Annotated in this window: 12 protein-coding genes and 1 pseudogene; 6 read left to right on the top strand and 7 right to left on the bottom strand. The window is 69.5% G+C overall.

Annotation, left to right across the window (positions count from 1 at the left end; all coding sequences use genetic code 11):
* Positions 1 to 119 precede the first annotated feature (119 nt).
* Complete coding sequence (locus ACQ66R_RS18650) at positions 120 to 1,082, bottom strand: acetyl-CoA carboxylase carboxyltransferase subunit alpha (RefSeq protein WP_430424334.1); 963 nt, start codon at positions 1,080 to 1,082, stop codon at positions 120 to 122.
* 162 nt (positions 1,083 to 1,244) lie between these two features.
* On the opposite strand from ACQ66R_RS18650, the gene ACQ66R_RS18645 reads away from it, so the two are divergent.
* The gene (locus ACQ66R_RS18645; RefSeq protein ID WP_430424332.1) at positions 1,245 to 2,036 is read left to right on the top strand and encodes a glycine zipper 2TM domain-containing protein; all 792 of its coding nucleotides are present in this window, start codon (positions 1,245 to 1,247) and stop codon (positions 2,034 to 2,036) included.
* A gap of 135 nt (positions 2,037 to 2,171) precedes the next feature.
* Here ACQ66R_RS18645 and ACQ66R_RS18640 read toward each other — a convergent pair.
* Positions 2,172 to 3,087, bottom strand: a pseudogene (locus ACQ66R_RS18640) (site-specific tyrosine recombinase XerD).
* The gene (locus ACQ66R_RS18635; protein ID WP_430424330.1) at positions 3,084 to 4,274 is read right to left on the bottom strand and encodes a hypothetical protein; all 1,191 of its coding nucleotides are present in this window, start codon (positions 4,272 to 4,274) and stop codon (positions 3,084 to 3,086) included. Before ACQ66R_RS18635 ends, ACQ66R_RS18640 begins: the two are co-directional and overlap by 4 nt.
* Here ACQ66R_RS18635 and ACQ66R_RS18630 point away from each other — a divergent pair.
* From ACQ66R_RS18630 to ACQ66R_RS18620, 3 genes are read left to right on the top strand one after another with little or no spacing between them, the layout of a single operon-like run.
* Entirely contained in the window at positions 4,273 to 4,890 is a 618-nt protein-coding gene (locus ACQ66R_RS18630; protein WP_430424329.1) for a shikimate kinase, read from the top strand. The two genes, ACQ66R_RS18635 and ACQ66R_RS18630, sit on opposite strands and share 2 nt — an antisense overlap.
* Positions 4,887 to 6,014 carry a 3-dehydroquinate synthase gene (gene aroB, locus ACQ66R_RS18625; RefSeq protein WP_430424327.1) on the top strand — a complete coding sequence of 376 codons (1,128 nt, stop codon included), beginning with the start codon at positions 4,887 to 4,889 and terminating at the stop codon, positions 6,012 to 6,014. The genes ACQ66R_RS18630 and aroB overlap by 4 nt, the downstream gene beginning before the upstream one ends.
* Positions 6,011 to 7,300, top strand: coding sequence for an HlyC/CorC family transporter (locus ACQ66R_RS18620; RefSeq protein WP_430424325.1), 1,290 nt, complete (start codon positions 6,011 to 6,013; stop codon positions 7,298 to 7,300). The genes aroB and ACQ66R_RS18620 overlap by 4 nt, the downstream gene beginning before the upstream one ends.
* Positions 7,301 to 7,505: 205 nt before the next feature.
* On the opposite strand, the gene ACQ66R_RS18615 is transcribed toward ACQ66R_RS18620, so the two are convergent.
* On the bottom strand, positions 7,506 to 10,511 hold the full coding sequence (locus ACQ66R_RS18615; RefSeq protein ID WP_430424324.1) for a TonB-dependent receptor plug domain-containing protein: 3,006 nt from the start codon (positions 10,509 to 10,511) through the stop codon (positions 7,506 to 7,508).
* A gap of 357 nt (positions 10,512 to 10,868) precedes the next feature.
* Positions 10,869 to 11,120, bottom strand: a complete 252-nt coding sequence (locus tag ACQ66R_RS18610; protein ID WP_430424322.1) for a DUF3297 family protein — start codon at positions 11,118 to 11,120, stop codon at positions 10,869 to 10,871.
* A gap of 84 nt (positions 11,121 to 11,204) precedes the next feature.
* Between ACQ66R_RS18610 and ACQ66R_RS18605 the strand changes: the two genes are divergently transcribed.
* Positions 11,205 to 13,412 (top strand): S9 family peptidase, encoded by a 2,208-nt coding sequence (locus tag ACQ66R_RS18605; RefSeq protein ID WP_430424321.1) that lies wholly within the window; start codon positions 11,205 to 11,207, stop codon positions 13,410 to 13,412.
* A 30-nt stretch (positions 13,413 to 13,442) separates the two neighbouring features.
* Here ACQ66R_RS18605 and ACQ66R_RS18600 read toward each other — a convergent pair whose 3' ends face one another.
* Both ACQ66R_RS18600 and ACQ66R_RS18595 read right to left on the bottom strand, forming a co-directional pair.
* Positions 13,443 to 15,548: an ATP-binding protein gene (locus ACQ66R_RS18600; protein ID WP_430424319.1), complete on the bottom strand. Its 2,106-nt coding sequence runs from the start codon at positions 15,546 to 15,548 to the stop codon at positions 13,443 to 13,445.
* Positions 15,549 to 15,725: 177 nt separating this feature from the next.
* Positions 15,726 to 16,475 carry a class I SAM-dependent methyltransferase gene (locus tag ACQ66R_RS18595; RefSeq protein ID WP_430424317.1) on the bottom strand — a complete coding sequence of 250 codons (750 nt, stop codon included), beginning with the start codon at positions 16,473 to 16,475 and terminating at the stop codon, positions 15,726 to 15,728.
* 234 nt (positions 16,476 to 16,709) lie between these two features.
* Between ACQ66R_RS18595 and ACQ66R_RS18590 the strand changes: the two genes are divergently transcribed.
* Positions 16,710 to 17,396, top strand: a complete 687-nt coding sequence (locus ACQ66R_RS18590) for a hypothetical protein (RefSeq protein ID WP_430424316.1) — start codon at positions 16,710 to 16,712, stop codon at positions 17,394 to 17,396.
* Positions 17,397 to 17,399 lie beyond the last annotated feature (3 nt).

Raw genomic sequence — 17,399 nt, 5'->3', positions numbered from 1 at the left:
TCGGGCCCGGCCGGTTCCTGCCGGATACGGAAAGAGCCGCCGGGGCGACCCGGCGGCTCTTTTCTTTCGTGCGAAAGGCTTATCTCACCACCCGCGACGCAGCGGGCGGCGATGGACGCCTACTGCAGGCCGCTGCGGCCGATGGCGTAGAAGCGCTCCGAGCGTCGGGCCTTGAGCTCCTCGGCCGAGAGCCCTTCGAGGGCCTTCAGCTCTTCCTCGACGGCGTCGCCCACGGCGGCCATGGCGGCTTCCGGATCGGAATGCGCGCCGCCCGGCGGCTCGAGGATGATCCGGTCGACGATCTTCATCTGCAGCAGGTCCTGGGCGGTGATCTTCATCGCCTTGGCCGCCTCAGCCGCGGTCCGCGCGCCGCGCCACAGGATGGAGTTCGCGCCCTCGGGCGGGATCACCGAATAGATGGCGTGTTCCATGATCAGCACGCGGCTGCCGCAGGCGGTGGCGATGGCCCCGCCGGAGCCGCCCTCGCCCGTCACCACGGCCACCATCGGCACCGACAGCATCAGCGCCTTCTCGGTGGACCGCGCGATCGCCTCGGCCACGCCGCGTTCCTCGGACGCCATGCCGGGATAGGCGGCCGGCGTGTCCACGAACGAGATCACCGGCAGGGTGAAGCGCTCGGCCAGCTCCATCAGCCGCACCGTCTTGCGGTAGGCCTCGGGGCGCGCGTAGCCGAAGTTGTGCTTCACCCGGCTCTGGGTATCGCGGCCCTTCTCGTTGCCCATGACGACGACGGCCCGGCCCCGGAAACGGCCAAGGCCGCCCAGGATCGCCTGGTCGTCGCCGAACTTCCGGTCGCCGCGCAGCTCCTGGAACTCGTCGATCAGGGCGCCGACGTAGTCCACGAAGTGGGGCCGGTCAGGGTGGCGGGCGACCTGCGTCTTCTGCCAGGCGTCCAGGTTGGCATAGGCCTCGCGGCGCATGTCCTGCGCCCGCGACCGCAGAGCGTCGATCTCGTCGTCGAACGAGCCCGGACTGGCGGTCTTCGAGAGCTTGGAGAGCTCCTCGATCTTGGCTTCGAGGTCGGCGATCGGGCGCTCGAACTCGAGGTAGTGCGCGGCCATTCAGGGATCCGTCCAGGGAGGCGTGCCGCCTCGGGAAGCGGCGGAAATTAGGCGGGAACGGCCTCGCTCACAAGGCGTGAGCCGTTCGCGGCGGTTCGGTGCGACGGAACGCTCAAGCCTGCTGATCGTTTGGGTCGCCATCGAGGAGACCGGAGTCCAGACATGAACAAGCATCTGAAGATCGGAATGGCCTCGGCGCTCGCCCTCGCGACCGCCGCGCCGATGGCCGTGGCCCAGCAATACCGTCCCACGGACGAGTATCAGCGCCAGCAGCAGGAGTACAACCGAGAGCGCGAGCGCTATGAAGACCAGCGGGCCCAGTACGAGGGTACGCGCGAGAACTACCGCGAGGCCCGTCGCGACTATCGCGCCGCCCGCCGGGACTACGATCGCCGCCTGGCCGAATGGAATCGCGCCCGCACCATCTACGACCAGCGCTATGGTTACGGCGCGTATGCCCGCATGTATCCGCGCCCGGTCTGGGACCAGTCCTACTGGACCCGCAATGAGCCGCCGCCTTATGCCGGCTACTATGGCCGCCCGGCGTCAGCCACCAGCATTCCCTGCAGCAGCGGCAGCCGCTCGAACAGTTCGACCGTCGCCGGCGGCGTGATCGGCGCGCTGGCCGGCGCGGTGCTGGGTTCGCAGATCGCGGGCCGCGGTGACCGGACCGAGGGCGCGGTGCTGGGCGGCGTCGCGGGCGCCGTGGTCGGCGGGGCCGTCGGCAACGCCAACGACAAGTACAAGTGCGACAGCCGCGGTCCGTACTTCAGCTATGACGACACCGTGGAGTACCGCGAAGGCAGCCGCCGCTACGCGTCGGCCTACGACCGCGACTACTACACGCGTCAGCGCTGCCGCCTGGCCGCGGCGCCGGTCGACGCCTACGGCCGCGACGTGCGCTACGTCCGGGTCTGCCCCGACAGCGACGGGCGCTACCGCATCACGGGCTAGGCTCTCTTGCCTCCCTTCGGGGAGGGACAGAGCGCGAGGCGATCAGGGTGGGGGCGTGTGGGATAACCACCCACCTCTCCGCCCGGGTACGGACCGCCGCGTCCGCGAACTGTCCCGCCCCCCATCGAGGGGAAGTCACTTCTTCCTGGAGAGCGGGTGGCGGGTCTGCACGATCTCGCGCAGACGATCCGAAGCAACGTGGGTGTAGATCTGCGTCGTGGCTATGTCGGCGTGGCCGAGCAGCTTCTGCACCACGCGCAGGTCGGCGCCGCCCTCCAGCAAGTGGGTCGCGAAGGCGTGACGCAGGACGTGCGGGCTCACGCGCTCGGGATCGATGCCGGCGCCGGCCGCGGCCTCGTCCAGCACCTGGGCGAAGCGTCGTGGCGTGAGGCGTCCGGCTTTCCCGCGTGATGGGAACAACCACGGATTGGCCTTGTCGCCCTTGGGCAGGAAGGCCGGGCGCACGGCGATGTAGGCCTTCACGGCCGCGCGCGCGGCGTCGTTCAGGGGCGCCAGCCGCTCCTTGCCGCCCTTGCCCTTGATGATCAGGTAGGCCGGGTCCCGCGACAGGGCCGAGAGCGGCAGGGCCGTCAGTTCCGAGATGCGCAGGCCCGAGGCGTAGGCCAGCTCTACCATGCAGCCGAACCGCAGGCCCTGCGCGCCGTCGCGCGCGCCGGCGGCGGCGATCAGGCGGTCCATCTCGTCCCGCGACAGCACCTTCGGCAGCGACCGGCCCTTCTTCGGCGCCTCGACCCTCCGCGAAGGGTCGTCGTCGCGCCAGCCCTCGCCCAGCACGAAGCGGTAGAACTGGCGCACCGCCGCGCGGCGCCGCGCCGCGGTGGCCGGAGAGAGGCCTCGGACGCCCAGGTCGGCGAAATAGGCCTCCAGCGCATCGGGCGCTGGCTTCGGCCAGGCCCGTGCCCCGCGTCGCCAGGTAGCTGGACGCGTCGGTCAGGTCGCGGGCATAGGCCGACAGCGTGTTGCGGGCCGCGGCGCGCTCGACGGCCATCATCTCCAGGAAGGCCTCGGCCCAGTCGGCCCCCTTGCTCACTTGAGCCCTGCCAGCCCTTCGAGGGCGAGCAGCCGCGCCTCGTCGACGAGACCCACCCGAGAAAGCACGCGCACCATGCGCACCCGGTCGGCCAGCGCCGGGCCGCCGACGCCCGCCTCGGCGCAGGTCCACAACGCCAGCAGCGCGGCCTCGCCCGTGCGGCGCGAGTCGACGGCGGTCTCGAGAGCCAGGTTGCGGCCGGCGGGCGCCTTGCCCTCGGCGATCGGGAACGCGCTGATCCGGGCGCGATCCGCGGCCGGCAGGTCGTTGGCCAGGGCGGCGAGCAGCAGAGCGGCGGACTGCAGCCTGACCTTCGTCTTCGGATCGCCCTCACTCGCCGCGGCGACCAGGGCCGAGACGCCCGCCGGCGGCGGCAGTCCCGCGACGACCGAGGCGGCCAGCCCGCCGATCTGGGCGTCGATGGCGGTTGTGTCATAGGTGGGCAGGGCGGGATCGGCGCCCGAAAGCACGGCCGCCACCGCCGGCGCGGGCTTCGCCGCGGCCAGGTCCAGGTTCAATCCGCGGGAGAGCACGAGGTCCAGGCCGTTGCGCAGCGAGGCGGCGCCGGCGGGCGTTCCCGACACCTTCGCGGCCATCAGCCGGCCGTAGACGGCGTCGCGGGCCTGGGCCTGGGCCAGGTCGAAGGTCAGCTGGGCCTGGGCGCCCTGCCCCGCCTCGGCCTGGCAGAGGGCGCGCAGACGCAGCCAGTAGATGTCGCCACGCCCCGTCGACAGCCCGCCGGCCAGTTGGCAGGCGCGGGCGACGTCGCCGGCCAGGAGGGCGCTCTCGGCGGCGGCGCGGGACAGCTCGGCGCTACGGTCGAGACCGGGCGCGCGCTCCAGAACGCGGCTCGCAGCCTTCACATCTCCCAGCGAAATCAGAGCGTTGACCCGGGCGGCGGCCAGCATCTCGTCATTGGCCGCGCCGGTCGGTCCGGGCGCGCCGGTGGCCAGGACGCGGCGGGCGAGCGCTGCGGCGGCCGGCGACAGGGGCCGCGTGCTCAGCATCGGCAACACCACGCGGGCCGTCTCGACCGGCGTCCCGCGCCACAGATCCTGCGGCAGTCCGGTGTCGCGGCCGGGCGTCGAGAAGGCGTCGGGCGCGGCGAGCGGGGTCACTTCGACCTGGGCCAGGGCGGGCGCGCAGGCCAGGGTCAGGGCGGCGGCGAGGAGGGTCAGACGCAACATGGCGCCAGCTTACTCACGGTGTCCCGTTGGCGCGAGCACACAGGGTCGTGTAAAGGCTGCGCCGTCGATGGATCGCTACGAACCACTACGCCGCCGCACGATCGCGCTTGTGGGCCTCATGGGCGTCGGCAAGTCCAGCGTGGGCCGACGCCTGGCCAGCGCCCTGAACCTTCCCTTCCGCGATGCGGACGTCGAGGTGGAGGCTGCGGCCGGCCGCTCGATCCCCGAGATCTTCGCCGCCATGGGCGAGCCCGCGTTCCGCGACGGCGAGCGCCGGGTGATCGCGCGACTGCTGGAAGGCCCCCCGCACGTGCTGGCCACCGGCGGCGGCGCGTTCATGAATGATGAGACCCGAGGCCTGATCAAGGAGCGCGCCGTCTCGGTGTGGCTGAAGGCCGACCTCGACATCCTGGCCCGCCGCGTGGGCCGCAAGGACAGCCGTCCTCTGATCGCCGGCAAGGATCCGATGGAGGTCCTGAAAGAGCAGGCCGCCGTGCGGTACCCGGTGTACGCCCAGGCCGACGTGATCGTGGAGACCGGCGACGCCGCCCACCACGTCACTGTGGGCCAGGTGATCGAGGCGCTGACCATCTACCTGGGCGAACCATCCGAATGAGCCGCACCGTTCCCGTCGGCCTTGGTGACCGCGCCTACGATGTACTGGTGGGCGAAGGCCTGCTGGATCAGGCCGGCCGCCTGATCGCGCCATTCCAGAAGCGCGGCCGCACCGCCGTCGTTTCGGACGAGACGGTGTGGGGCCTGCACGGCGCGCGGCTGACCGCCGCCCTGGCCGCCGCGGGCATCGACGCGCTGCCGGTGATCGTGCCGCCGGGCGAGCAGACCAAGAGCTTCGAAGGCCTGGCCGACGTCTCCGACCGCCTGCTGGCGCTGGAGTTGGACCGGGGCGACATCATCACCGCTTTCGGCGGCGGCGTGGTGGGCGACCTCGCGGGCTTCGCGGCGGCGATCTACAAGCGCGGCATCGACTTCGTGCAGATCCCGACGACGCTGCTGGCGCAGGTGGACTCCTCGGTGGGCGGCAAGACGGCCATCGACACGCCCCGCGGCAAGAACCTCGTGGGGGCGTTCCACCAGCCGAAGCTGGTCCTGGCCGACCAGACGGTGCTGTCCACCCTGCCCGACCGGGAGATGCGCGCGGGCTATGCCGAGATCATCAAGTACGGCCTGCTGGGCGACCGCGCGTTCTTCGAATGGCTGGAGGCGAACGTCGCGGCCGTGCTGGCGCGCGACCCGCAGGCGCTGGCTCATGCCGTCGCGCGTTCGGTGGAGATGAAGGCCGAGATCGTCGCCGAGGATGAGAAGGAACAGGGCCGCCGTGCGCTGCTGAACCTGGGTCACACCTTCGGCCACGCCCTGGAGTCCGAGACCGGCTACGGCGCGGCGCTGCTGCATGGCGAGGCCGTGGGCGTGGGCATGGCGCTGGCCTTCCGTTTCTCGGCCCGCCAGGGGCTGGCCAACGGCCAGGACGCCGAGCGCGCCAGCCGCGCCATCGCCGCCTCAGGCCTGCCGACCACGCTGCAGGACGTGCCGGGCCATCCGTTCGACGCCTCGCGCCTGGTGCTGCACATGGGGCAGGACAAGAAGGCCGAAGCCGGACGACTGACCTTCATCCTGGCGCGCGCCCTGGGCGACGCCTTTGTGGCCAAGGATGTCGACGCCGCCGTTGTGCATGAATTCCTCGTGGCCGAGGGCGCCCATCCACAAGGTGAAAGACCGTGATCTGGGCTCTCGTCGCGGGCCTCGCGCCCACCCTCGTCCTGCTCCTGACCATGTCGGCGATGATCTCCGCGGCCGAAACGTCGATGACGGCCGCCAGCCGCGGGCGCATGCACCAGCTGGAGCGCGAAGGCGATCCGGCGGCGCGCCGGGTCAACAAGCTGATCGGCAATCAGGAGACGATGATCGGGGCGATCCTGCTCTCGAACAACGTCATCAACATCTTCGCCTCGGTGGTCACCACCCAGGTGCTGGGCGCAGCGTTCCCCGGCTTGCTGGGCGCGGCGATCGCCACGGCCGTGATGACCGTTCTGGTGGTGATCTTCGCCGAGATCCTGCCCAAGACCGTCGCCATCGCGCGGGCCGACGACACCGCCCGATCGCTCTCGATCCCAACGTACTGGGTGGTGCGCATCTTCGGTCCGCTGGCCGACGGGGCGCAGTGGATCGTGCGCCAGACGCTGCGGCCCTTCGGCATCAAGCTGGACGCCGGGACTGACGTTCTCGCCGCCCACGAGGAAATCCGCGGGGCCGTCGAGTATCACCACTCGGAAGGCCTGGTGGAGAGCCGGGACCGCTACATGCTGGGCGGGGTGCTCGACCTCGCCGAGATGGACGTGTCCGAGGTCATGGTCCACCGACGCTCGATGGAGACCGTCGACGGCGACCAGCCGCCCCGCGAGATCCTGGCCGAGACCCTGGCCAGCCAGCACAGCCGGGTGCCGATCTACCGTGGCGACGCCGAGAACGTGGTGGGCGTCCTGCACGTGAAGGACCTGCTGCAGGCGCTGGCTGAGACCGATGGCCGGATCGACGACCTCGACATCGACGCCATCCTGCGCGAGCCGTGGTTCATCCCCGAGACCACCAGCCTGAAGGACCAGCTGGCCGCGTTCCTGAAGCGCCACAACCACTTCGCCCTTGTGGTCGACGAGTACGGCGCGCTGCAGGGCCTGGTGACCCTTGAGGACATCCTCGAGGAGATTGTCGGCGAGATCGAGGACGAGCACGACGTCGTGGCCGCCGGCATCAAGCCCGACGCCGACGGCTCGGTGCTGGTCGAGGGTTCGGTCACGATCCGGGACCTGAACCGCGCGATGGACTGGGATCTGCCGGACGACGAGGCGGTGACGGTCGCGGGCTTGCTGATCCACGAAGCTCAGCAGATCCCGGAGGTAGGCCAGACCTACACCTTCCACCACCATCGGTTCCGGGTCGAAGCCCGCAAGGGCGCTCGGGTCACCCTGCTGAGGGTCGAGCCCCTCCCCCGGGACGACGACGGGGAATAGCGCGAGCTTCCCCCGCCCCGCATTGGCGCGTCAGCGCCGGTAGGGCGGAACCACGAAATACACGAAAGGGCCGGAACTGGCCGCGGCCCTAGCGGGTCCTCGGGCGCGTTCGTGTATTTCGTGTATTTCGTGGTTCCGGAATGACAGCGCCTGCGGCGAAACGAGGGGTGGGGAAGCGGCGGACCGCTCCCCCACCTTTGCAGCATCAGAACTCCATGTTCGCGCCGACGAAGAAGAAGCGGCCGCGGTTGTCGTATTGCGACGCGCCGGTAGTGGTGCCGGTGAAGGTCTCCGGCAGGCCCGGCGGGTTGCGGTCGAACAGGTTGATCACGCCCGCGCGCACCGACATGTCGTCGTTGAGCCTGTAGCCGAAGCGCAGGTCGTGCCGGAAATAGTCGCCCGTGTAGTAGGGGTCGAGCTGGTTCGGCTGGAACGCGTTGTTCGAGACCATGGAGTCGATCCAGACCGTGTTCCAGGTGACCGACAGCTTGTCGTAGGTCCAGCGGACCGAGCCGTTGGCCTTCCACTCGGGCGTCGCGTTGTTGATGGTGTTCGCGAGCTGGGTGTAGGCCTGACCGGGCAGCCCCTGGAGGTGGAAGCGGTACATCCAGGTGGCGTCGAGCCGCATGGCGATCGCGCCGTAGTCCTTGCCGAACAGGTCCTCGGTCTGGAAGCCGTACGAGATGGCGTAATCCCAGCCCTCGACCTTCACGCTGGCCACGTTCTGGTTGACCAGGACGACCTGGGTCACGCCGCCCACGACGCCCGACGTCGCCCCCGTGGGGTCGCGTTGGATCTGGCCGCAGAACGGGTTGGACGCGAACGGCGTGGCCGAGTCGTAGCAGAGGGCCTGGAACAGGGTGTTGATCGGGATCAGGCCCACCTGATCCTCGATGTTGTATTTGAAGAAGTCCGCCGAGATCTGGAGGTTCGGGATCCAGCGCGGCTGGATCACGACACCGTACTGGTAGGTGGTGGCCGTTTCGGGCCCGAGGTCGGGGTTGCCGCCTTGCAGCAGCGGCAGCGACGGGCGCCCCGTGCCGAAGCTCGACTGGAACGTCGCCGGATTGTAGCCGGGGATCGCCGCGGCGCAGTTGACCCGGCGCGCCGCCTGCTGGGCCGCCGTGGCGCCGGCGAACACCGAGGCGTCGCAGGGGTCGGTGGCGGCGGTGGTGAAGTTGCGGCTCTGCGGCGCGAACAGCTCGACGATGTTGGGCGCGCGCACGGCGGTGGACTGCGAGGCGCGGAACCGCACGTCCTTCACCGGCAACCATTCGACGTGCAGGCGGTACTGGTCGGTGCCGCCGATCGAGGAGTAGTCCGACACGCGGCCGGCGGCCTCGAAGGTCAGCTCTTCGGCGAACGGCGCGTCCTTCAGGATCGGGACGCGGATTTCGCCGTAGGCTTCCTTGACGTTGTATTCGCCCGCGCGCGTGCCGATGGCGTTGAAGAACAGCGCGCCCGAGGCGCCGATCGGATCCTGGGCGAAGAAGCTTTCCTCCTTGCGGTACTCGGCGCCGAAGGCCACGCCGACAGGTCCGGCGGGCAGGTCGAAGATCGACGTCGCGAAGTTCAGGCCGGCGACCGTCTGCTTGATCTGCTGGTCGGTGACCGAGACGCCGTTGGCCCAGTTGATGGCTTCACGGGACGGCTGGCCGTTGACCAGATCCCAGGGCGCGCAGCCGGCCGCGCGAGCGGCGGCGTCACGGCAGACGATCTGGCCGTTCAGCAGCACGGCATCCACCGCCTGCTGCACGCGGGCGATGTTGGGCACGTTGTACGAGATCGTCGTACCGTTCAGCTCGGAGTACTGGACGTAGCTGTCCCAGTTCACGTCGCGGCCGAAGGTCTGAAACTTGCCTTCCATGCCGCCGGCGATGCGGACCTGCTCGCGCTCGGTCTTCACGTCACGATTGCCGAACTCGACCCACGTCTTGCCCACCTGGACCTGCGAGGCCTGGGTGAGGGTGAGACCCGCGCCGCGCTGCTCGAAGGGCACGGTGGCCGCCGACGAGGCGGTCCAGGCCGCCCGGAGGGCCGCCGCCGCCGCGCCAGGGCCGTTGAGGTAGGCGTTGTCGCCGCGGATGGTGATCGGCATCGTGCCGCCGCCCGCCGCGCTGGAGAACGCCGGCGAGAAGATGCCGTAGCCCGAGACCTTCACGTAGCTGGCGTCGAGGAAGACATTCCAGTTGTCGGTGACCTTGTAGTCCACGTAGGTGCGCAGGACGCCGCGATTGGCCTTGCCCTGCAGCGCCGTGAACACCTGATTGTAGAACAGCGATGGGTCCTGGCAGGTGGGCTGGACGGTGGCGGTCGCGCAGTTCTGCGACAGGCGCACGATCGAACTGCCGTTGTCGCGAATGTCGCGGGTGACGGACAGGCCCGTGCCCACCACGTTGCTGTTGCGCAGCTGGAAGGTGGCGAAGGGCGACGAGTTCGAGCGCGACTGCGGCAGCACGTTCTGGACCGTGACGCCCGTGGCGGAGTTCCGGCGGATGCCCGGGAAGGCCCAGTCCCGATCCTTCTGCAGGATCGGCTCCAGGCTCGCATACTCACCGCCGACCAGAACGCTCAGCTTGTCGTCGAAGAACTTGCGGCCCCAGTTGAAGCCGGCGCGGACCTCCTCGCCGTCCTTCTCCTCGGTGATGCCGGTCTGCAGATCGACCTCGAGGCCGTCCTGCTGCTTCTTCATCACGAAGTTGACGACGCCCGAGATGGCTTCCGACCCGTACACAGCCGAGGCGCCGCCCGCGATCGTCTCGATGCGATCAATCATCAGCGAGGGAATGGTGTTCAGGTCGACGGCCGGCGAAGAGGCGTCCGAGAACGGCAGGCGGCGGCCATCCATCAGCACCAGGGTGCGGGTCGCGCCCAGGCCGCGGATGTCGGCGCGGGTCTGGCCGGCGAGGAACAGGGTCGCCGAGGTGGTCTGGGAGTTCTGGTTGGGGTTGATGTTGGGCTGTTCGAGCAGGAGGTCGCCCACCGAAACCTGGCCCGACTCGCGGATGGCCTCGGAGCTGACGACCGAGAGCGGCTGCGGCGCCGAGAACGTGTCGCGGCGGATCCGCGACCCGGTGACGACGATCTCGCCCACTTCGGCGCCTTCCTCGGCCGCCTGGGCCCAGGCCGTCCCGGTGAAGCTGGTCGCGGTGATCGCGCCGCAGATGAACGAGGTGGCCAACAGGCGCTGGCGCGTCGGGTAGAGCTTCAAATCCATATCCTCCAATCGCCGACGCGCGGACGCGCGGCAGGCATGCCTTGCTGCGGACGTGTGGAATCGGGGCGGCCGGCTCGCACGGCGCCCCCTGCCGCTGCGGCCACCTCTAGGGAGCGCCCGCGGCGGCGCTTAAGGAGATCACTTCATCCTCTTCATGAATTCGATTCAGGAAGAGGTTCGTCCAGCGGGCCAAGAATGCCCTCAAGACGCTGATATCGTGGGAGGTTTTACCGCGTCACGAAACATGCGCGAAGGCGCCCGGAATCCGTCGCCGGGCGGTCATCGGCCGTATCGGCCGGTCTTTGTTACGTCGTGTGTGGCGCCGGCGACACGTGCGCGGCGCCAGCCGGGTCAGCCTTCGCGGAAATACGGCTCGACGGGGCCTTGCAGCTTGATCGTCAGCGGGTTGCCGTGACGGTCCTTGGAGGCGCCGACCGACAGCCGCACCCAACCTTCGCTGACGCAGTATTCCTCGACGTTGGTCTTGTCCTGGCCCTTGAAGCGAACGCCGACGTTCCGCGCGAGAACGGCCTCGTCATAGTAGGGGCTGTTGGGGTCCACGCTGAGGCGGTCGGGCAGGGCCGGGAGAGTGTCTTCGCTCATGACGCGGGACCTCGCACGACCGGCGGCGCGGTTCAAGACGCAGGCGGATTGCCAAGCCCGCATCAACGCGGTTCAACAACGGCCATGAAACTCGCCTCCGCCGCGCTCGCGGCCCTTTTCGCCGTCACCCCCGCCTTGGCCGAACAGCTTCCCCCCAAACGGATCTTCGACAGCCCCGACATCTCGGGCCCCCGCCCCCGGGGCGTGAAGCTTTCGCCGGACGGCAAGTCGGTGACCTACATCAAGACCCGCGCCGACGACCTGACGATCACCGACCTGTGGGCGGCCGACGTGGCCGGCGGCGAGCCGCGACTGCTGCTGGACGGCAAGACCCTTGCCCCGGCCGATCGCGAGCTGTCCGAGGCCGAGAAGGCGCGGCGCGAGCGGGCGGGCGTCGCGACCCGAGGCGTGGTCGACTACGCCTGGGACAGTCAGGCCAAGGTGATCCTGGCCCCGGTCGAAGGCGACATCTTCGTCTACGACGTGGCGGCCGGTAAGGCGCGGCAGGTCACCCGCACAGCCGGCGACGAGATCGACGCCAAGGTCTCGCCGAAGGGCGGCTTCGTCAGCTACGTGCGCGACGACAACCTCTACATCACGCCGACCGCCGGGGGGGCCGAACGCGCGCTCACCGAGGGCGGGACGGAACTCAAGAGCTGGGGAACCGCCGAGTTCATCGCCCAGGAGGAGATGGACCGCGACACCGGCTACTGGTGGAGTCCGGACGACCGGGCCGTCGCCATCGCGTTCGTCGATCAGACCGGCGTCGATGTGGTCGATCGGCCCGAGGTGGGCGCAACCGGCGCCAAGGTGATCGCCCAGCGCTATCCCCGCCCCGGCCGGCCGAACGCCCGCGTCGAGCTCTATGTCCAGCCGCTGGACGGCCCGCGGGTGAAGGTGGACCTGGGTCCTGACGCCGACATCTACCTGGCCCGCGTGGCCTGGGCGAAGGACGGCAAGACGCTGTACGTGCAGCGCCAGAGCCGCGACCAGCGCAAGCTGGATCTGCTGGCCGTCGATCCGGCGACCGGCAAGGGTCAGGTGATCCTCACCGAGACCAGCCCGCACTGGGTGGACCTGACGGACGACTTCAAGCCTCTGAAGGACGGGTCGTTCCTGTGGTCGTCCGAGCGGTCGGGGTGGCGGCACCTCTACCTCTACGGCCGTGACGGCAAGCTGATCCGCCAGGTCACCTCCGGCGCCTGGCCGGTCGGCAAGATCGAGGGCCTGGACGAGGCCACGCAGACGGTGATCTTCGCCGCGCACAAGGACAGCCCCGGTGAGCGCCGGATCTATTCCGTCTCGTACGCCAAGCCTGGCCAGCCCAAGGCGCTGACCCCTGCCGGCGGCTGGTGGACGGTGACCGTGGCCGACAAGGGCGGCGCGTTCGCCGGGACCTACGAGGATCCGAAGACTCCGGCGCAGACCGCGCTCTACCGCGCCGACGGAACCCGCGTGCGCTGGATCGAGGAGAACGCGCTGAAGCCCGGCCACCCGTTCTGGCCGTACGTGGACCGCCTGCGCCAGCCGGCCTTCGGCACGATCAAGGCCGCGGATGGCTCGGACCTCTGGTGGTCCATGCGCACCCCGCCCGGCTTTGACGCATCGAAGAAATACCCGGTGATCGTGCAGGTCTACGGCGGCCCGTCAGGTCCGCGCGTCGCCAGCAACTGGCATACGCCGGAAGACCAGATCCTGCTGGACGCGGGCTACATCCTGTTCCGGCTCGACAACCGCGGCGTCGGGTTCCGCTCGGCGGCCTTCAAGACCGCCATCGATCGCAAGCTGGGACAGCTGGAAGTCGACGACCAGATCGCCGGCGCGAACTACCTGAAGACCCTGCCCTACGTCGACGCGAACCGGCTGGGCGTGACCGGGTGGTCCTACGGCGGCTACATGACGCTCCTGATGCTGACCGTGCCGGACAGTCCGTTCAAGGCGGGGGTCTCAGGGGCGCCGGTCACCGACTGGAAGCTCTACGACACCCACTACACAGAGCGCTTCATGGGCACGCCGGCCGACAACGCCGCGGGATATGGCGCGTCGGAGATCGTCAGCCGCCTGCCCCGCCTGAAGGACGGCTCGCTCCTCCTGATCCACGGGATGGCCGACGACAACGTGACGTTCGACCACTCGACGCGGGTGCTGTTCGCCCTGCAGGCGCAGGGCAAGCCGTTCGAGACGATGGTCTATCCGGGCCTTCGCCACCGCGGCGGCTGGACGCCGGCCAACCGGAGGCACCGCGCCATGGCCACGCTGGACTTCTTCGACCGAAAGCTGAAAGGCGACTAGCCGGGCAACCCTGGCGCGCCGCCCCGATCGTCAGGCGGCGGCGCTATGAACTGTGTCGCGAGCTTCCAGCGCCTGCGAGATCGCGTCGATCAGCGCGGCCATCTCGATCGGCTTGGCGACAAAGCCGTTCATGCCGGCCGCAAGGTACTCCTCGACCTGGTGGCGCATGACGTTGGCCGAGAGCGCCAGGATCGGGGTCTGCGGCAGGTTGCGCTCGGCCTCGATCGCGCGGATGGCGTGGGTGGCGTCGACGCCGTTCATCACCGGCATCTGCACGTCCATCAGGACCAGATCAAACGACTGGGCGTTGAACGCCTCGACGGCGGCGCGTCCATCGGCGGTGATGACGACGTCCACCCCCAGCGGATCCAGAATGGCCGTCAGCAGCAGCTGGTTCGTCCTGTTGTCCTCGGCCGCCAGAATGCGGATGGGCGGCAACTCCGACTCCGCCTCGGGCGTCGAGGCGACAGCGCGGCCCGGACCGACCCAGGGCAACGGCAGCTCGAAGGTGAACGCAGAGCCGCGGCCTTCGACGCTAGTCACCGAAATGCTGCCGCCCATCAGTTCGACCAGTTCACGGCTGATGGCCAGGCCCAGGCCTGAGCCCCCGAAGCGGCGCGTGGCGCTGGGGTCGACCTGCGAGAAGCGTTCGAAGAGGCGCTCCAACGTGTCACGGGCGATGCCGACTCCGCTGTCGGAGACCGTACAGACCACGCCCTCATCCGTCCGGCGCAGGGACACCCGCACCTCCCCGTTGTCGGTGAACTTCACGGCGTTGGAAACGAGATTGGAGATCACCTGCCGGATCCGGCCGGCGTCTCCGCGCCACATTCCGCGAACCTCGGGCTGCACCGTGAGCAGGAAGCGCACGTCTTTCTGCGCCGCCAGGGTGGCGAAGCTGCGGGTCGCGGTGTCGACCTCGGCTTCGAGGTCGAAGTCGTGCGCCTCGATATCCACACGGCCGGCCTCGATCTTCGAGAGGTCGAGGAGGTCGTTCAAGAGTGACAGCAGGGTCTCGCCCGAGGCCCGGATCAGCCGGACCTTGTCGCGGTCGGCCTGGGTCAGGTCGCTCTTCGCCAGAACCTGAGCCATGCCCAGCACGCCGTTGAGGGGGGTACGGATCTCGTGGCTCATGTTGGCCAGGAACTGGGATTTGGCGATGCTGGCGCTCTCTGCGCGGTCGCGGGCCACTTTCAGCTCGTTCAGCGCGTCGGCGTGCCCGCGCTCGTGGATGACGAGGCGACGCGCCACGCGCAGGATCTGCCAGCCAAGCGCCAACATCACGCCCAGCAGCACGATGCAGCCCAGCGCCAGGACCGGCGCGGCGGTCTTCAGCGCCTGCAGACCCGGGTGGCGCTGCATCCAGACGATCTCGCCAATCGGAACGCCTTCGGCGGTGCGCACGACCATCGAGGCCGGAGAGTCGGAAACGCCGCGCTGGAAGCGCGCGCCGGCAATGCCTGTGGCGGCCAGCAACGCCGGCGTTTCGCGATCCAGCCGCTGGGCCGAGATGACAAGCGGGGCCGGACCCGGGAGGCGGGGGACCGAGGCGTCTTCGGGGGTCACCGTCGAGGCGGCCACGAGGTAGGGCGCGCCCTTTGAGAGCACGACGCCGGATGCGGTTTCGGCCAGGTTGGACTCGGCGTCGCCGACCTGAGGGTCCGGCCTGCGGCGGCCTTCTTGCGCCCTGGCCTGGCGGACAATGGGCGCCGCGTCGGCCAGGAATGTCGCCTGCGAGCGGGGGTCGACCCGAGACTTGCCGGACCACGCGTAGAACGGCCGGTCGGCCCCATCCAGCGCGATGGTCAGGTCATGGCCGCGGTTTTGAGCGAAGTAGCTGCCGATCTCATCGTCCAGCCACTCGACGGATCCTCCGGGGCGCAGTTCACGATAGGCCTGATTCCAAACCGTGGCGGTCGTGACGTCGGTGACGATGCGGTGCAGGCGGCGGCCAAGGACATTGTCTACCATGGCGCGGTCTTCGCGGACCTGCAGCGAGTCCAGCGCTTGCGAGCCGGCGATCAGCAGCGCCGCCAAGCCCAGCAGCACAAGCGCCAGCAGCGCCGCGCCAAGCGCCATCAGCCGGCGCAGCGCCGACTGGCCTTCGGTGAGGCCGAATCTCGTCGCCTGTGCCATTCGGCGGACACATGACCGACAGCCAAGCTTATCGACAGTAACCATAACGCCGCATGCCGCAGACAAACTGTCGCAGAGCGCGGCCTTGGGGTCTGGCATCGGCGGCTCTCACAAGTCGCCACTTGCTTTGGTCGGACGAATCCGTCGGCGGCCAAGCGGGCCGACGGGTCCCGACGGCTACTTCGGCTTGCGGAACTTCATGACGAACTGATCGGTCTTGCCGCGCACCGAGGGGTCGAACACGTTGGCGGTGTGGGCGTCGGTGGTGTTGCGCAGGATCGGGCTTTCGCTTTCCAGCTTGAAGCCCGCGGCCTCGACTTCCGCCTTCACGATCGACGGCTCGATCCGGTGCACCTTCATCGCGGCCTCGAGGCCGGAACCCGGCGCGCCGACGTGATCGACCACCAGATAGACGCCGCCCGGCTTCAACGACTTGAAGATCTCGGCATTGACCTTGGACGCCGTGTCCTTCGGGAACGGGGTCAGGTGCATGTCGTGATAGTTCTGGACGGTCAGCACGGCGTCCAGGCCGTCCGGCAGGTCCAGGGCCCCGAAGGACGAGTCGATCGGCGTCACGTTGGGGTGGGCGGCGGCGACCTTCTTGAGGTTCTCGCCATAGCTGGCCTGGAACTGGATGAACTCGGCCGGCTGATAGGCCACCACCTGGCCGTTCGGGCCCACGGCGGCCGAAAGGATATGGGTGAAGTAGCCCCCGCCCATCACCAGGTCGACCACCTTCGCGCCCGGCTTCACCTCGAGCAGCGCCACCGTCTCGCCCGGCTTTCGGGTCGCGTCCTTGGCCACGTCTTCGGCGGGGCGGCCCTTGTCAGCCAGCGCCGCCGCGACGTTGGCCGGAATCGCCGCCATCGCCGTCGTCGACCCCAGGGCCATCACCGCCGCCGCGGCCAACATCCAATTGCGGGTCATGTCCGCCTCCCTCTGTTCTGAGACGACACCCTAGCACCCGCGGCGTCGATGCCTCTAGCGAGCGCTGGTGAACGGCCGTATCTTTGCGACGCGTGTCAGTCAGGAGCCGTCGTGATCAGGATGATCATCGGGGGCGTAGCCGCTGCTGCGCTCTTTTCAGGCCCGGCCCACGCGGCCGCGGCGCCCCCTCCAGCCCTCGCCTGGCTCGTCAGTCCCACCGACACCGGGTGTCGCGTGGCAATGGAGCTGACCGGCGGCTCGGGCGGCGTGACCCCCGTCAGCCTGATCTCGGATGGCCAGCTGGTCAGTCTGCGGTTCTTCAAGCAGGACTTGCCGGCGCGGGCGTTCCTGCCGATCCGCATCGACAAGCAGCGGTTCTCCAACCTGATGCTGCGGGGGCCCGACGGGGCCGGCGAGCTGGTGCTGTCGGAAGAGACCGAGGCGGCCATGAAGCGGGGCGGCACGCTGGGCGTGGCGTGGCTGTCGGATGAGCCTCTGACGGCGTCTCTGGCAGGGTCCGAACGGGGGCTGCGCGACCTGCGGGTCTGCGGGGCCCAGGCGGCGACGCGACATCGCGAACGGGCTGCGGTGGAGTTGGCCGCACGCGAGCGCAACGAGGCCGAGGCCCGGGCCCGGGCCCTCAACGACGCCCAGTTGGCCGCCATCCAGGCCCAGACCGCTGCGGCGGAAGCCCAACGGCGCCAGGTAGAGGAGACCGCTGAGCGTCAGCGGCGCGCCGAGGCCGCGGCCCAGGAGCGCGCATACGCCGAGGCGCGCCAACGGGCTTACGAGGACGATCGTCGGCGCGCCTACGAGGACGCTCAGCGCCGGCGAGCCTATGAAGAGGACGAGGCGCGTTGGGAGCCGGCGCGACCGGCCTGGCCGCGCCCGCGCTATCCGTACCCGTACGAGCGGTACTAGACG

It is taken from the genome of Phenylobacterium sp. (genome assembly GCF_965284355.1).
In the GTDB taxonomy this organism is placed as follows: Bacteria; Pseudomonadota; Alphaproteobacteria; order Caulobacterales; family Caulobacteraceae; genus Phenylobacterium.
The sequence above is the reverse complement of the archived record's forward strand: the minus strand, read 5'-3'. Positions and strand labels throughout refer to the sequence as shown.

Bases quoted from the DNA above. Each gene is read 5' to 3' on its own strand.
- ACQ66R_RS18650 (WP_430424334.1), bottom strand. From the start codon at position 1,082: ATGGCCGCGCACTACCTCGAGTTCGAGCGCCCGATCGCCGACCTCGAA.
- ACQ66R_RS18610 (WP_430424322.1), bottom strand. From the start codon at position 11,120: ATGAGCGAAGACACTCTCCCGGCCCTGCCCGACCGCCTCAGCGTGGAC.
- ACQ66R_RS18595 (WP_430424317.1), bottom strand. From the start codon at position 16,475: ATGACCCGCAATTGGATGTTGGCCGCGGCGGCGGTGATGGCCCTGGGG.
- ACQ66R_RS18600 (WP_430424319.1), bottom strand. From the start codon at position 15,548: ATGGCACAGGCGACGAGATTCGGCCTCACCGAAGGCCAGTCGGCGCTG.
- ACQ66R_RS18630 (WP_430424329.1), top strand. From the start codon at position 4,273: ATGGCGCCAGCTTACTCACGGTGTCCCGTTGGCGCGAGCACACAGGGT.
- ACQ66R_RS18635 (WP_430424330.1), bottom strand. From the start codon at position 4,274: ATGTTGCGTCTGACCCTCCTCGCCGCCGCCCTGACCCTGGCCTGCGCG.
- ACQ66R_RS18645 (WP_430424332.1), top strand. From the start codon at position 1,245: ATGAACAAGCATCTGAAGATCGGAATGGCCTCGGCGCTCGCCCTCGCG.
- ACQ66R_RS18605 (WP_430424321.1), top strand. From the start codon at position 11,205: ATGAAACTCGCCTCCGCCGCGCTCGCGGCCCTTTTCGCCGTCACCCCC.
- aroB (WP_430424327.1), top strand. From the start codon at position 4,887: ATGAGCCGCACCGTTCCCGTCGGCCTTGGTGACCGCGCCTACGATGTA.